The sequence below is a fragment of the Streptomyces sp. NPDC007346 genome (assembly GCF_040703535.1).
Taxonomy (GTDB): domain Bacteria; phylum Actinomycetota; class Actinomycetes; order Streptomycetales; family Streptomycetaceae; genus Streptomyces.
In genome coordinates, this window is the sequence record NZ_JBEYKR010000166.1 from 1 (window position 1) to 14533 (window position 14533).

The following is a 14533-nucleotide window of genomic DNA, read 5'->3' on the forward strand; positions in this document are numbered from 1 at the left end:
CGGTGAACGACAGCTTGCGCACCACCGGGTTGGCGGTCAGTTCGCCACCGATGGCGGCCGAGTCGCATAACCGCCACCGTCCCCGAGCCCGGCGCCCCGGGCGCAGCCCCGCCCCCAGACGCGCCTGGTCACCGAGGTCAACACCCTGCGCGCCCACAACGACTGCCCGCAGCTGACCACCGATCCCCGGCTCACCGAGGTCGCCCAGCGGCACTCCGAGGACATGGCGGCCCACGGCTATTTCGGCCACACGGACTCCACGGGCCGGGGCATGGGCGATCGGGTGGCCGACTCCGGCTACCTGTGGTCCGCCGTCGGCGAGACCATCGCCACCGGGAACGCCGATCCCGCCGCCGTCGCGGAGCAGTGGCGCCGCAGTCCCGGCCGGGACGACGACATCCTCAACTGCAACTTCACGCACGTGGGGGTGGGCATCGCCGACTCGCCGCGCGGCCCCTACTGGACGCAGGTGCTGGCCACGCCGAGGTGAGGGGCGCTCCGGCGGAGGGTCAGGGCCGCTGGAGCGGCTTGGCCATGCAGATGCTGCTCTCGTACTCCCGGTAGTGGCCGAACTTGTCGCACGCCGTGTAGCCGCTGGAGGTGTACAGCGCTATCGCCTCGGGCTGCTGGTCGCCGGTCTCCAGGACCATCCGGACGCGGCCCGCGGCACGGGCGTCGTCCTCCAGGGCGGCGAGCATCCGGCGGGCCAGGCCCCGTCCGCGACCCTCGGGGATCACGAACATCCGCTTGATCTCGGCGTCGCCGTCCCGGTAGCCCTCCGGGTTACGGTCCTGCGTCCGCCAGCCGCCGGTGGCCACCGGGCGCTCCAGCTCGTCGTAGGCGAGCAGGTACAGACCGTGCGGCGGATCGAACATGGCCGGGTCCAGCGGTGTGATATCGCCCTCGTCGCCGTACCGCTCGGCGTATTCGAGCTGTACCTGGTCGTTGAGTTTGACGGCGTCGGGGTGGTCGAAGCGGCTTGGGCGGATATCCATGCTGACTATCGTATATCTATGAGTAGGGGTGGGGTAGGTACTGTTTCCGGATGCTGACTGTTACATCCGTAAATGTTAATGGGCTCCGCGCCGCCGCGAAGAAGGGCTTCGTGGAGTGGCTGGCGGGCACCGACGCCGACGTGGTCTGCCTCCAGGAGGTCCGCGCCGAGCCCGGCCAGCTGGCCGAGGAGGTCCGCGCCCCCGAGGGCTGGCACACCGTGCACGCGCCCGCCGCCGCCAAGGGGCGCGCCGGGGTCTCCCTCTACTCCCGGCAGGCGCCGGAGCGGGTCCAGACCGGCTTCGGCGGGTTCGGCGTCCCCGGCGCCGAGGAGTTCGACGCGAGCGGCCGGTACGTCGAGATCGACCTGCCCGGCGTGACCGTCGCGAGCCTGTACCTGCCCTCCGGCGAGGTCGGCACGGAGCGGCAGGAGGAGAAGGAGCGCTTCATGGCGGCCTTCCTGCCCTACCTCCAGGGGCTGAAGGAGCGGGCGGCGGCGGCCGGCCGCGAGGTCATGGTCTGCGGCGACTGGAACATCGCCCACCAGGAGGCCGACCTGAAGAACTGGAAGGCCAACCGGAAGAACTCCGGCTTCCTGCCCGAGGAGCGGGCCTGGCTGACCCGGGTCCTCGAGGAGGCCGCGTACGTCGATGTCGTACGGCAGCTGCACCCGGACGTGGCGGGGCCGTACAGCTGGTGGTCCTACCGGGGGCGTGCCTTCGACAACGACGCGGGCTGGCGCATCGACTACCAGATCACCACACCGGGACTGGCCGCGCGTGCGGTCAAGGCGTGGGTCGAGCGGGCCGCCACGCACGGCGAGCGCTGGAGCGACCATGCGCCGGTGACGGTCGTCTACGAGCGGTAGCGGCGGGGTGCCCATGGGCGGTGGTGCCGGGGGCGTTTACGAGCGGTAGCGCCGGGGTGTCCACGGGTGGTGATGCCGGGGTGTCCGCGGGCGGTGGCGCTGGGGCGTTCACGGGCGGTGGTGCCGGCCGTCACGCCTGCGGGCGCCGGCGCGGACCGTCACGCCTTCGGCGGCTGTGTGCCGTCCTCGCGGCGCAGCCTCCGGTCCAGGGCCATGGACAGTTCCGCGTCCACCACCGCGCGGGCCAGTGGCCGGAGTTGGGCCGGTTCGGTCTCGGCGGCGTGGGCATGCAGTACGCGTACGAAGATTTCGGCGAGAGCGTCCGCGTGCTCGCGGACGCGGCGACCCGAGGAGAGCACCGTGGCCAGCGGCACCCCTTCCCGTACCAGCTCCGCCGAGACCTCCAGCAGGCGGCGGCTGATGTGGACGATCTCGTCCCCGTCGGTGGCGAGATAGCCCAGGTCCAGTGCGGTGGCGAGGTTCTCCGGGGTGACCTCGCCCTCGAAGTAGTCGGCGAGCTGTTCGGGGGTGAGCCGGACCGGGGTCTCCTCGGTCGGCTCGCCGAGCCCCAGCACCTCGGCGACATCGCGGCCGCTCTCGAAGGTGGCGGCCAGGTCCGCGATGCCGTTGAGGGTGTGGCCGCGCTCCAGCAGGCCCGTGATGGTCCGCAGCCGGGCCAGGTGGTGGTCGTCGTACCAGGCGATCCGGCCCTCGCGGCGGGGCGGCGGGATCAGGCCGCGCTCCCGGTAGAAGCGCAGGGTCCGCACGGTGATGCCGGCCTTTTCGGCCAACTCCTCCATGCGGTATTCGCGGTGCTCGCGTCCTTCAGCCACAGGGGCACCCTATGTTGTACCGCCAGTAACTTTCCTCGGTCCGCCCCCTACCCATCAGTACGAGCCTGCTCTACTCTCCGAACCATGCCAGTGATTGCTGGCGTAATCGCGTGACGTACCGCGGGAGGCGGCAGCATGGCCCAGCAGGAGCACGTACGTGTGGCGGTGATCGGTACCGGATTCGGGGGCCTGGGGGCCGCCGTCCGGCTGCGCCGCGAAGGCATCACCGATTTCGTCGTCCTGGAGCGGGCCGGTTCGGTGGGCGGCACCTGGCGCGACAACAGCTATCCCGGCTGCGCCTGCGACGTACCGTCCCACCTCTACTCCTTCTCGTTCGCCCCCAACCCCGACTGGCCGCGCACCTTCTCCGGCCAGAAGCACATCCGGGCCTACCTGGAGCGCGTCGCCGACACCTTCGGGCTGCGCCCGCACATCCGGCTGAACCACGAGGTGAAGCTGATGAGCTGGGACAAGGAGAAGCTGTACTGGGTGATCGAGTCGGCCGACGGCTCCGTGCTCCACGCGGACGTCGTCGTCTCCGCCACCGGGCCGCTCTCCGACCCCAAGGTGCCGGACATACCCGGGCTCGACACCTTCCCCGGCAAGGTCTTCCACTCCGCGCGCTGGGACCACGACTACGACCTGGCGGGCAAGCGGGTCGCGATGGTCGGAACGGGCGCCTCCGCCATCCAGATCGTCCCGGCGATCCAGCCGAAGACCGCCAGGCTCACCCTCTTCCAGCGCACCCCGCCGTGGGTCATGCCACGGATGGACCGCACCATCAGCAAGGCCGAGCGCGCCCTGCACCGGGCCGTCCCCGCCACCGGCACCGCACGCCGCGGACTCCTGTGGGGCATAAGGGAGTTGCAGGTCAGCGCCTTCACCAAGCACCCCGACCAGCTGGGGCTGGTGGAGAAGATAGCCAAGTCCAACATGGCACGGGCCATCAAGGACCCGGCCCTGCGGGCCAAGCTCACCCCCGACTACCGCATCGGCTGCAAGCGGATCCTGCTCTCCAGCACCTACTACCCGGCGCTCGCCCAGCCCGATGTGGACGTCGTCGCCTCCGGGCTCAGCGAGATCCGCGGCTCCACGGTCGTCGCCGCCGACGGCAGCGAGGCCGAGGTCGACGCGATCATCTTCGGCACCGGCTTCCATGTGACGGACATGCCGATCGCGGAACGGGTCGTCGGCGAGGAGGGCATCACGCTCGCTGAGTCCTGGAAGGACGGGATGAACTCGCTGCGCGGCGCGACCGCCGCCGGCTTCCCCAACTGGATGACGATCATCGGCCCCAACACCGGGCTCGGCAACTCCTCCATGATCCTGATGATCGAGTCCCAGCTGAACTACATGGCCGACTACCTGCGCCAGTTGAACGTGCTGGGCGGCCGTGCCGCACTCGGCGCCCGCCCCACCGCCGTCACCGCCTGGAACCACCGGGTCCAGCAGCGGATGAAGCGCACCGTGTGGAACACCGGCGGCTGCACCAGCTGGTACCTGGACGCCGAGGGCCGCAACACGACGGTCTGGCCGGGCACCACGGGGGAGTTCCGGCGGCAGACGCGGTCGGTGGACCTCGCGGAGTACGACGTCATCCGCGCCGGGAAGCCGGGCGGGAGGCCGGGCGGGGCTCCGGGCGCCGGGGGCGTACGCGGGGGCGAGGCCGGGCGGCTCGGCGGGAGCGGGCTCGTACCGGAGCAGCCGGGGCGCGGCGAGCGGGAGACCGTCGTCGCCGGGGACTCGGTGAGCGAGGAGGCCGCGCGATGAGCCGTCTCCTGCACCGCGACGACGCCCCACCCGTGCCCGCGGGCGAACTGTTCGTACGGTCGGTCGACGGCGCCCGCGTCCACGTCGAGCTGCACGGCCCCGAGGACGCCCCCGCGGTGGTCCTGGCCCACGGCTGGACCTGCAACACCCACTTCTGGGCCGCGCAGATCCGGGACCTCGCCGCCGACCACCGCGTCATCGCCTACGACCAGCGCGGCCACGGCCTCACCCCCGAGCCGGGGCCCGGCGGCTACAGCGTGAACGCCCTGGCCGACGACCTCGAAGCCGTTCTCGCCGCCACTCTCGCCCCCGGGCGGAGGGCGGTGCTCGCCGGGCACTCCATGGGCGGGATGACGCTGATGGCCGCCGCCCGCAGGCCCGGCCTGCGCGAGCACGCCGCCGCCGTACTGCTCTGCTCCACCGGCAGCGGGGACCTGACCGCCGAAGCCCTCGTCCTGCCGCTGCGCGCGGGCGCGCTGCGGACCCGGCTCACCACCGCCGTCCTGGGGGCGAAGGCGCCGCTCGGACCGGTCAACCCGGTCTCGAAGAGGCTCCTCAAGTACGCGACCATGGGGGCGGGTTCGGCCCCCGAGCGGGTCGACACCTGCGCCCGGATCGTGCACGCCTGCCCGCGCCGCGCACGGGTGGGCTGGGGCCGGGTGCTCGCGGAGCTGAACGTGACGGCGGACGTACGGGAGCTGCGGGTGCCGACGGCGGTGATCGCCGGTACGGGCGACCGGCTCACCCCGCCGGTCCACGCGCGGGCCATCGCGGCGGCGCTGCCGGTCGGCCTCGGGCTGACCGAGCTGGCGGGCATGGGGCACATGACGCCCGTGGAGGCCCCGGAGGCCGTCACGGCGAAGCTCAGAGAACTGGCCACCCGGTACGTCACGGCCTCGACGGCCGCCACGACCGAGAAGGAGGATGTCGCATGAGCAGCAGCAGGCGGAGTCTGGAGGGCCAGGTCGTCGTCGTGACCGGCGCGGCCCGGGGTGTGGGGGAGCTGCTGGCCCGCAAACTGTCGGCGCGCGGGGCGACGCTGGCGCTCGTCGGCCTGGAGCCGGACGAGCTGAAGAAGGTCTCCGAGCGGCTGCACGGCGAGAGCGACCACTGGTTCGCCGATGTCACCGACCACGCGGCGATGGCCCAGGTGGCGCGCGAGGTCAAGGAGCGGTTCGGGAAGGTCGACGTGGTCGTCGCCAACGCGGGCGTCGCCTCGGGCGGCCCGTTCGCCGACTCCGACCCGGACGCGTGGCGGCGGGTCATCGAGGTGAACCTGATCGGCGGGGCGGTCACCGGGCGGGCGTTCCTGCCGGTGCTGATGGAGAGCCGAGGCTACTTCCTCCAGATAGCGTCGCTGGCCGCGATCACCCCGGCGCCGATGATGACGGCGTACTGCGCCTCCAAGTCGGGCGTGGAGGCGTTCGCGCACAGCCTGCGTGCGGAGGTCGGCTACAAGGGCGTGAAGGTCGGGGTCGGTTACCTCTCCTGGACCGACACGGACATGGTGCGCGGCGCCGACCAGGACGACGTGATGCGCGAACTGCGCCAGCGGCTGCCGTGGCCGATGAACCGTACGTACCCGCTCGGCCCGGCCGTCGAGCGCATCGTGGACGGGATCGTGCGGCGCTCCCCGCATGTGTACGCCCAGTGGTGGCTGCGCGGGATGCAGTCGGTGCGCGGCTGTCTGCCCTCCGTCATCGCGTTCGGCGGACAGCGGGAGATGCGGCGCTTCGAGCCACGGCTCCACACGGTGTCGAAGGGGCTGGTGGGAGCCGGGGGAGAGGCGGACCAGGACGCGCGTGCGGAGCGCACCGACCGTACGTGACGATCGGTAGTGGTCCGAAATGCGCGGGATGTCGGGGCGTGCGACGCTGAGCGAGGCCCCGCCGGGGCCACCCCACACGTACCCCACGCATCACACAGGAGTGAACGACATGGGTCTCGCGGACCAGTTCAAGGACAAGGCGCAGGAGATCGCCGACCAGGCCAAGCAGAAGGCCGGCCAGGGCAAGGACCAGGCCAAGGACCGGGCGTCGGACGCCCGTGGCCGGGGCGGGGACCAGGAGTCGGACTCCTCCTCGGGCCTGCGGGACAAGGCCAAGGGCCGGGTGGACGACGCGCGCGAGCGCTTCGACCGTTGACGGTCACCGAGGTGTGACGCGTGCGCGCTGCGCTGTGCGCGTGCGTGCGCGTCGCGTCAGGAGGCGCATCCGGGTTGCCGGATGCGCCTCCTTCCTGTGTGGCGGGCCGTGGGCCGCAGTGCGGTGATCAGGGGTGCGCGGACATCGCTTCTGAGGGACAATCAGGAGTGAGGTAAACCAGGGGGAGGGTGGTCGTTCTATGGTCCAAGTCAAGATAAACGAGGGGATGTTGTGGGTCGGCGGTGAAGCGTACCCGCTGCGGAACATCTCCCATGTGGGGCAGCGCGTGCTCACGGTCGACCTGGGCAAGACGTGGAAGGAATTCTTCACCCACTCCCTCGCCTGGCTGGTCGTGGGCGGCATCATCGCCCTCATCTTCGACACGGTCGGCCCGATCATCCTGGTGGTGGTGGAAGGGCTCATCATCTGGGGGCTCGTCGGCGATCTGCGGAAACCGCCCTTGTACGGACTGGTCCTCAACACGTCGGGCACGCAGTTCGACGCGGTCTGGTCGACACGGGAGAGCGAGATCGACCACCTCCTGATCGAGGTCACCACCGCTCTCGGCCGCCCCGAAACGGCTCAGATCGTCTTCAACGTGGACCACGCCGTTCATGGGGACGTGATCAACCAGTACGGAAACCACAACAGAGGCAAGATCCAGCACGGTGGGTCGGGAAGCGGCGGTGGGCGATGAGCGGGGACGTTATCCATCAGTACGGGGACCACAACATCGGCAAGGCCGAGCACCACGGGTCCGGTGACATCTTGGCGGGCGGCGGGGCGGGCTCCTCCGCGTCGACCGAGCGCAAGCTGGCGGAGCTGCTGGCCCGGATCGAGGAGCTGAAGCCGCGACTGAGCGACGAGGACCGGTCGGGGCTGGACGAGGCGGTCGGGGAGCTCGGGCAGCTCGGCCCGAATCCGGAGCCGGGCCGTTTCCGGAGGCTTCTCCAGCAGATCAACGGGATCGCGAGCCTGGTGGAGTCGGGGGCGCCCGTGGTCGCCGCGGTCAGGAGCCTGCTGTCGGGCTGACGCCCGACGCCGAATGCCTGACGCCCGGGGGGCCGATGCCTGACGCCCGGGGGCGTCGGCGTCCGTAGTCCTGGCGGTCCACCGCCCGCCGCCCGACGCCCGTGGTCCTGCCGGTCCAGGTCCACGGGCGACGCGCTCTCACCGTGGCGGCAACGGCGGCCGCCGCAGGTTCGGGGCCGTGTCGTACGACGGTGGGGTCGAGGCCGGGTGGGCCGCCAGGAGGTCCAGGGCCACCCGGACCGCGTCGTCCAGGACCGCGTGCCGGCCCTCCGCCCAGTCCAGGGGGGTGCGCAGGGCCTCCAGGTCCGGTTCCACGCCGTGGTTCTCCACCGACCAGCCGTACGTGTCGAACCAGGCGGCGTTCATCGGGACCGTGATCACCGTGCCGTCGCCCAGGCGGTGGCGGCCGGTCATGCCGACCACCCCGCCCCACGTCCGCTGGCCCACCACCGGGCCCAGCTTCAGCAGCCGGAACGCGGCGGTGATCATGTCGCCGTCGGAGGAGGTCGCCTCGTCGGCCAGGGCGACCACCGGGCCCCGTGGGGCGTTGGAGGCGTAGCTCACCGCCTGGGCGTTGCGGGTCAGGTCCCAGCCGAGGATCTTGCGGGTCAGCTTCTCCACGACCAGCTCGCTGATGTGGCCGCCGGCGTTGCCCCGTACGTCCACGATCAGGGCGGGGCGGGACACCTCCAGGCGCAGGTCCCGGTTGAACTGGGCCCAGCCCGAGCCGCCCATGTCCGGGATGTGCAGGTAGCCGCACTTGCCGCCGCTCAACTCCCGTACGACGTCACGCCGTTTGGCCACCCAGTCCTGGTAGCGCAAGGGGCGCTCGTCGACCAGCGGCATGATCGCCACCCGGCGCGACGGGCCGCCGCCCGCCGGGGAGAACGTCAGCTCCACCGTCGTACCGCCCGCCGCCGTCAGCAGCGGGAACGGGCCCGTCACCGGGTCCACCGGGCGGCCGTCCACGTGGGTGAGGACCGCGCCCTCCCGGATCCCCGTGCCCGCCAGCGGTGAACGGGCCTTGGAGTCGGAGGAGTCACCGGGCAGGATGCGCTGGAGCGTCCAGGCGCCGTCCCGGCAGACCAGGTTGGCGCCGAGCAGGCCGATCGCCCGCTGGTAGTGCGGCGGGCCCTCGTTGCGGCGGGCGGGGGAGACGTACGCGTGCGAGGTGCCCAGCTCGCCCAGCACCTCGCGCAGCAGATCCGCGAACTCGTCGGGGGAGGCGATCCGTTCGACCAGGGGGCGGTACTGGTCCAGCACCCCGTCCCAGTCGATGCCGCACATGTCCGGCTCCCAGAAGTAGGAGCGGATGATCCGCCCCGCCTCCCCGTACGCCTGCCGCCACTCCGCCCCCGGGTCGACCTCGTGCAGGATGCGGCGCAGGTCCAGGTAGACCGTGGAGTCGCCGTCGCCCGGCTCGGTCGCGGGTACGGCGCGCAGCTCGCCGTCGTCCATCACGACGAGGCGGGAGCAGTCGCCGCTGACCGCGAACCAGTCGATGTGGTCGACCAGTTCGGTCCTGCGGGCCTTCGCGATGTTGAAGTGCTCCAGGGTGGGACGCCCCGACATGTCGGCCGGGTTGGCGAACGTCTCGCCCAGTGCGCCGGAGATCGGCCAGCGCAGCCAGACCAGCCCGCCCCCGCTCACCGGGGCCAGCGCCGAGTATTTGGAGGCGGAGACCGGGAACGGTGTCACCCGGCTCTCCAGGCCCTCGAACTCGACCATGACCGTGGACCCCTCCGACGTACCCCCGTCCGGTACGTCGACCGGGTCCAGCCCGCCCGCCGCCGGCCGCCCGTCCGGGGAGAGCGCGAAGGGGGAGGGGGTGGCGGAGGAGAGCGGGACCAGGTACGGGCGGCAGCCGAGCGGGAAGGAGAGGTCGCCGGTGTGGACGTCGTACACCGGGTCGAAGCCCCGCCAGGACAGGAACGCCAGATAGCGGCCGTCCTCCGTGAAGACCGGGTTCTCGTCCTCGAAGCGGCCGTTGGTGACGTCCACGATCACCGGGGCGCCGGGGCCGGAGATCCGGGCCAGCTTGATCTGGCGCAGCGAGCGGCCGATGCCCGGGTGCGACCAGGTCAGCCAGTCGCCGTCGGGAGAGAAGGCGAGGTCGCGGACGGGTCCGTTGACGGATCGGATCAGCTCGGTGAGGCCGGGGTGCTCGTCGACCGGAGCAGCGCTGTCCAGGGCCGCCGCGCCCGTGGCCGCGTACAGGTCGGCGCGGGTCGAGCCGCGGGGAGCCTTCTCCGCCGCCTCGACCGGGGTCTCCCCCGTGTCCAGGAGCAGCAGCCGGCCGTCGTTCGAGGCGATGGCGAGGCGCCCCCCGTCCGGGGCGGAGATCATCTCCTGCACCCGGCCCAGCTGCCCCGAGGCGAGCCGGCGCGGGGCGCGGTCGCCGCTGGCGCGCGGCAGGTAGGCGATCTCCACCGCGTCCTCGCCGTCCGCGTCGGTGACGTACGCGACCTGGCCCCCGCTGCCGAGCATCTCCGGCAGCCGCACCCGCACCCCCGGGGTGTCGCTGATGGTGCGGGCGGGGCCGTCGCGGTGGGTGAGCCAGTAGAGGCTGCCGCGTACGGTGACGGCGCTGGCCCGGCCCGTCTCGTCGACCGAGAGCGAGTCGACGTTGCTGGCGGCGGGCACCTGGTAGCGGCGCCGGCCGGTGCGCGGCCCGCCGAGCCGTACCTCCAGCTTGCGCGGGGTGGCGTCCGGCGACTCCAGGTCGTCGACCAGCCAGAGGTCCCCGGCGCACTGGTAGACGACGCGGTGGCCGTCGCTGGAGGCGTTGCGGGCGTAGAAGGCGTCGTGGTCGGTGTGGCGGCGCAGGTCGGTGCCGTCGGTCCGGCAGGAGTAGAGGTTGCCGACGCCCTCGTGGTCGGAGAGGAACGCGATGCGGCGGCCGGCGAACATCGGCGAGGCGAGGTGGCCGTCGATGTCCGGCAGCAGCCGCTCGCCGTGCAGCCAGAGGCGGCCCATGGCCCCGCCCCGGTAGCGCTTCCAGGCGGCCGGTTCGTGCGGGGGCGTACCGGTCAGGAGCAGGGTGCGGCGCTCGCCGTCGAGGTCGGCGACCGCGATGTCGGAGACCGGGCCCCAGGGGAGCCGCCCGCCGGGGCCGCCGTCGGTGGGGACGCTGTAGGCCCAGGAGAAGTACGAGAACGGCTGGTTGTGCGAGGAGACGGCGAGGATCTGGGAGGCGTCGGCGGGATCGGGGCTCCAGCCGCAGACCCGGGCGTCGGTGGAGCCCCAGTAGGTGAGCCGGCGGGCCGGGCCGCCGTCGACCGGGGCGAGGTGGATCTCGGGGTCCAGCGTGCGCCAGGTCGTGTAGGCGATGGACGTGCCGTCGGGCGAGAAGCGGGGATGGCTGACCCGGGTCCGGTCGACGGTCACCCGCCAGGCCCGTCCCGGCCGGTGGCCCGCCGGCGCGAGGGGGGAGACCCACAGGTCGTCCTCGGCGGCGAAGCAGAGCATGTCCTGGTGGAGGTGCGGGAACCGGAGATACGCGACGTCGTCACTCACCCCCCAATGCTTTCCGCGCGCAGGGCCCAGGGCAACTTGTGGTGCAGCCCACAAGCGAAACGATTTCGTTTCGCTCGGCGGTGCGGGTACGGTTCTGCTGTACGAAACAGTTTCGTTCGATGGTGAGCGGGACACCCGGGCAGGTGGCTACGAGCGCGATGGGGGTCGGCACATGGCACGCACCAGACTGACCCCCGAGCGTGAGGGCGAGCTCTACGAGGCCGTCCTCGACCTGCTCCGCGAGGTCGGCTACGACGCCCTGACCATGGACGCCATCGCCGCCCGCACCCGGTCGAGCAAGGCCACGCTCTACCGCCAGTGGGGCTCCAAGCCCGAGCTGGTGGCCAAGGCGCTGCGGCACACCAAGCCGGTGAGCCTGGCCGAGATCGACACCGGCTCGCTGCGCGGGGACTTCCACGCGGCGCTGAGCCGGACCGACGACTGCCAGATGGAGAAGGACGCCGCGCTGATGCGGGGTCTGAGCCATGCCGTCCACGAGTACCCCGAGCTGCTCCAGGCCCTGCGCGAGCTCTTGATCGAACCGGAGATGACCGGTTTCGACGAGCTGCTCCAGCGGGCGGTTGCGCGGGGTGAGCTGCGCGCGGACAACCCCGCGCTGAAGTACATCCCGCACATGCTGGTCGGCGCGCTGGCCGCCCGGCAGCTCATCGAGGACCGCCCGGTCGACCGGGCGTTCCTCATCGACTACGTGGATGCCGTGGTGCTCCCCGCCCTCGGCGTCTGACGCCCCTGCCCCACCCCGACGTCCCCACCTGACGTCCCCGCACCACCCGTACGGACCTCTCCCCGGGGCTCCCCTCCGTGCGGACCTCTCCCCGAGGCTCCACCCCCGTACGGCCCTCTCCCCGACCGCTCCACCTGACACGCCGCTCTCGTCGTCGGGCTGGTTCCTCACGCCCTTTTCCACGCACACGACCTGACCGGGAGTACGCCCTCGTGGCCACATTCCTCTACAAGCTCGGACGGCTCGCCTTCCGGCGCCGCCGCTATGTCGCCCTCGTCTGGGTGGCGCTGCTGGCGCTCGCCGGATTCGGCGCGGCCTCCGCGTCCACCGCCACCTCCAGCTCCTTCTCCATCCCCGGTACGGAGGCGCAGCGCGCCTTCGACCTGCTGGAACAGCGCTTCCCCGGCATGAGCGCCGACGGGGCCACCGCCCGCGTCGTCATCGAGGCCCCCGAGGGCGGGAAGGTGACCGACTCGGGCAACAAGAGCGAGATCACCGGCATCGTCGAGAAGCTGGAGTCCGGCTCGGACCAGATAGCCTCGGTCGCCGACCCGTTCCAGACCGAGGCCGTGAGCCAGGACGGTACGACGGCGTACGTCTCGGTCTCCTACAAGGTCAACTCCATGGAGCTGACCGACAAGACCACGGACGCCCTGAAAGAAGTGGGCAAGGACGCGCAGAACAGCGGCATGAAGGTGGAGATCGGCGGCGACGCGCTCCAGGTCATGCCGCACACCGGGGCCGCCGAGATCATCGGTGTCGCCATAGCCGCCGTCGTCCTGGTCATCACCTTCGGCTCGCTGGTCGCGGCCGGGCTGCCGCTGGTGACCGCCCTCATCGGGGTCGGCATCGGCGTCTCGCTGATCACCGCGCTGGCCAACGTCCTGGACCTCGGCTCCACCACCTCGATCCTCGCCATGATGATCGGCCTCGCGGTCGGCATCGACTACGCCCTCTTCATCGTCTCCCGCTACCGCGCCGAACTGGCCGAGGGCCGCGAGCACGAGGAGGCCGCCGGGCGGGCCGTCGGCACCGCCGGTTCGGCCGTCGTCTTCGCCGGGCTGACCGTGGTCATCGCCCTGGTGGGCCTCGCCGTCGTCAACATCCCGATGCTGACGAAGATGGGCGCCGCCGCCGCCGGCACGGTCGCCATCGCCGTGATCATCGCCCTCACCCTCGTCCCGGCCCTGCTGGGCTTCGCGGGCAAGCGGGTCATGGGCCGCAAGGCGCGCAAGGCCGCCGAGGCGGAGAACCGTCCCGAGGCCAAGCCGAACATGGGCACCCGCTGGGCGCGGTTCGTGCTGCGCAAGCCGGTCTGGGTCCTGCTGGCCGGCGTTCTGGGCCTCGGCGTCATCGCCGTACCGGCCGCCTCGCTGGAGATGGGGCTGCCCGACGACGGCGCCCAGCCGAAGTCGACCACGCAGCGCCAGGCGTACGACATGCTCTCCGACGGCTTCGGCCCCGGGTTCAACGGTCCGCTGATGGTCGTCGTCGACACGAAGAACAGCTCCGACGGCGAGGCCGCGGCCGAGCGGGTCTCCAAGGAGATCGAGGACATCGGCGTCGTCGCCGTCACCCCGGCCACGTTCAACGAGGCCGGCGACACCGCGATGATCACGGTCATCCCGAAGGACCGGCCGTCCTCCCACGCCACGGAGGAGGTCGTCCACGACATCCGCGACGCGGGCGCGGGCATCAAGGCCGACACCGGGGCCGAGGTCCTGGTCACCGGCGCCACCGCGATGAACATCGACTTCTCGCAGAAGATGAACGACGCGCTGCTGCCCTACCTGGCGCTCGTCGTCGGCCTCGCGTTCCTGCTCCTGATGCTGGTCTTCCGCTCGATCCTCGTCCCGCTGAAGGCGGCCCTCGGCTTCCTGCTCTCGGTGGTCGCGGCCCTCGGCGCGGTCGTCGCGGTCTTCCAGTGGGGCTGGCTCGGCTCGCTCTTCGGGGTCGAGCAGACCGGTCCGATCATGAGCATGATGCCGATCTTCATGGTCGGTGTGGTCTTCGGTCTCGCGATGGACTACGAGGTCTTCCTCGTCACCCGGATGCGCGAGGCGTACGTCCACGGCGAGAGCCCCGGCCAGGCCATCGTGACCGGCTTCCAGCACGGCGCACGGGTGGTCACGGCGGCGGCCGTGATCATGATGGCGGTCTTCGCCGGCTTCATCGGCTCCACCGAGCAGATGGTCAAGATGATCGGGTTCTCGCTCGCCGTCGCCGTCCTCTTCGACGCGTTCGTGGTGCGCATGGCGATCGTGCCGGCCGTCCTGGCCCTGCTGGGCAAGCGGGCCTGGTGGCTGCCGCGCTGGCTGGACCGGGCGCTGCCCAACGTGGACGTGGAGGGCGAGAAGCTGCACAAGCAGCTGACCGATGAGCCCGCCGGGTCCGAGGGCGGTGACGGCGGCGGCGAGCGCGAGCTCGTACGCGTCTGAGCCCGCCGGGTCCGAGGGGGCGGCGACGGGGGCGGCGAGCGCGAGCTCGTACGCGTCTGAGCCCGCCCGGACCAGCTGTACGGGGACTCCGCCGAGCCGTCCGAGTCCTCCCATGAACCCCGGGGCCGCGCCTGAGCGGAGCGCGGCCCCGGAAAGCGCCGGTTACCTGTGGGGACGGGAGACCGGGGCGCGGA

At 71.8% G+C, this 14533-nt stretch carries 14 protein-coding genes; 10 read left to right on the forward strand and 4 right to left on the reverse strand.

What is annotated here, in order from left to right:
- Nucleotides 1–250 (reverse strand): hypothetical protein (locus AB0917_RS29775; RefSeq protein WP_366822775.1); only part of this gene is annotated, 250 nt, incomplete at its 3' end.
- Here AB0917_RS29775 and AB0917_RS29780 point away from each other — a divergent pair.
- Complete coding sequence (locus AB0917_RS29780; protein ID WP_366822787.1) at nt 173–490, forward strand: CAP domain-containing protein; 318 nt, start codon at nt 173–175, stop codon at nt 488–490. The two genes, AB0917_RS29775 and AB0917_RS29780, sit on opposite strands and share 78 nt — an antisense overlap.
- 19 nt (nt 491–509) lie before the next feature.
- Here the strand turns inward: AB0917_RS29780 and AB0917_RS29785 are convergent, their stop codons facing one another.
- The gene (locus AB0917_RS29785; protein WP_366822776.1) at nt 510–995 is read right to left on the reverse strand and encodes a GNAT family N-acetyltransferase; all 486 of its coding nucleotides are present in this window, start codon (nt 993–995) and stop codon (nt 510–512) included.
- A 50-nt stretch (nt 996–1045) separates the two neighbouring features.
- Here AB0917_RS29785 and AB0917_RS29790 point away from each other — a divergent pair, with 50 nt between their 5' ends.
- Nucleotides 1046–1861: an exodeoxyribonuclease III gene (locus tag AB0917_RS29790; RefSeq protein WP_366822777.1), complete on the forward strand. Its 816-nt coding sequence runs from the start codon at nt 1046–1048 to the stop codon at nt 1859–1861.
- 158 nt (nt 1862–2019) lie between these two features.
- On the opposite strand, the gene AB0917_RS29795 is transcribed toward AB0917_RS29790, so the two are convergent.
- Complete coding sequence (locus AB0917_RS29795) at nt 2020–2661, reverse strand: MerR family transcriptional regulator (protein ID WP_366822788.1); 642 nt, start codon at nt 2659–2661, stop codon at nt 2020–2022.
- A gap of 168 nt (nt 2662–2829) precedes the next feature.
- Here AB0917_RS29795 and AB0917_RS29800 point away from each other — a divergent pair, with 168 nt between their 5' ends.
- The 6 genes from AB0917_RS29800 to AB0917_RS29825 all read left to right on the forward strand — a co-directional run bounded on the left by AB0917_RS29800 (nt 2830) and on the right by AB0917_RS29825 (nt 7640).
- The gene (locus tag AB0917_RS29800) at nt 2830–4464 is read left to right on the forward strand and encodes an NAD(P)/FAD-dependent oxidoreductase (RefSeq protein WP_366822778.1); all 1635 of its coding nucleotides are present in this window, start codon (nt 2830–2832) and stop codon (nt 4462–4464) included.
- Nucleotides 4461–5399 (forward strand): alpha/beta fold hydrolase, encoded by a 939-nt coding sequence (locus tag AB0917_RS29805; RefSeq protein ID WP_366822779.1) that lies wholly within the window; start codon nt 4461–4463, stop codon nt 5397–5399. The genes AB0917_RS29800 and AB0917_RS29805 overlap by 4 nt, the downstream gene beginning before the upstream one ends.
- Complete coding sequence (locus AB0917_RS29810) at nt 5396–6292, forward strand: SDR family oxidoreductase (protein WP_366822780.1); 897 nt, start codon at nt 5396–5398, stop codon at nt 6290–6292. The genes AB0917_RS29805 and AB0917_RS29810 overlap by 4 nt, the downstream gene beginning before the upstream one ends.
- Before the next feature lie 109 nt (nt 6293–6401).
- Nucleotides 6402–6608, forward strand: coding sequence for a hypothetical protein (locus tag AB0917_RS29815; protein WP_366822781.1), 207 nt, complete (start codon nt 6402–6404; stop codon nt 6606–6608).
- Nucleotides 6609–6807: 199 nt separating this feature from the next.
- Nucleotides 6808–7305, forward strand: coding sequence for a DUF6232 family protein (locus tag AB0917_RS29820; protein ID WP_366822782.1), 498 nt, complete (start codon nt 6808–6810; stop codon nt 7303–7305).
- Nucleotides 7302–7640 (forward strand): hypothetical protein, encoded by a 339-nt coding sequence (locus tag AB0917_RS29825; protein WP_366822783.1) that lies wholly within the window; start codon nt 7302–7304, stop codon nt 7638–7640. Before AB0917_RS29820 ends, AB0917_RS29825 begins: the two co-directional genes overlap by 4 nt.
- 138 nt (nt 7641–7778) lie before the next feature.
- Here AB0917_RS29825 and AB0917_RS29830 read toward each other — a convergent pair whose 3' ends face one another.
- Nucleotides 7779–11156, reverse strand: a complete 3378-nt coding sequence (locus AB0917_RS29830; protein WP_366822784.1) for a S41 family peptidase — start codon at nt 11154–11156, stop codon at nt 7779–7781.
- Nucleotides 11157–11328: 172 nt separating this feature from the next.
- On the opposite strand from AB0917_RS29830, the gene AB0917_RS29835 reads away from it, so the two are divergent.
- Nucleotides 11329–11901, forward strand: coding sequence for a TetR/AcrR family transcriptional regulator (locus AB0917_RS29835; RefSeq protein ID WP_366822785.1), 573 nt, complete (start codon nt 11329–11331; stop codon nt 11899–11901).
- A 212-nt stretch (nt 11902–12113) separates the two neighbouring features.
- Entirely contained in the window at nt 12114–14339 is a 2226-nt protein-coding gene (locus tag AB0917_RS29840; protein WP_366822786.1) for an MMPL family transporter, read from the forward strand.
- The last annotated feature ends 194 nt before the right edge of the window (nt 14340–14533 follow it).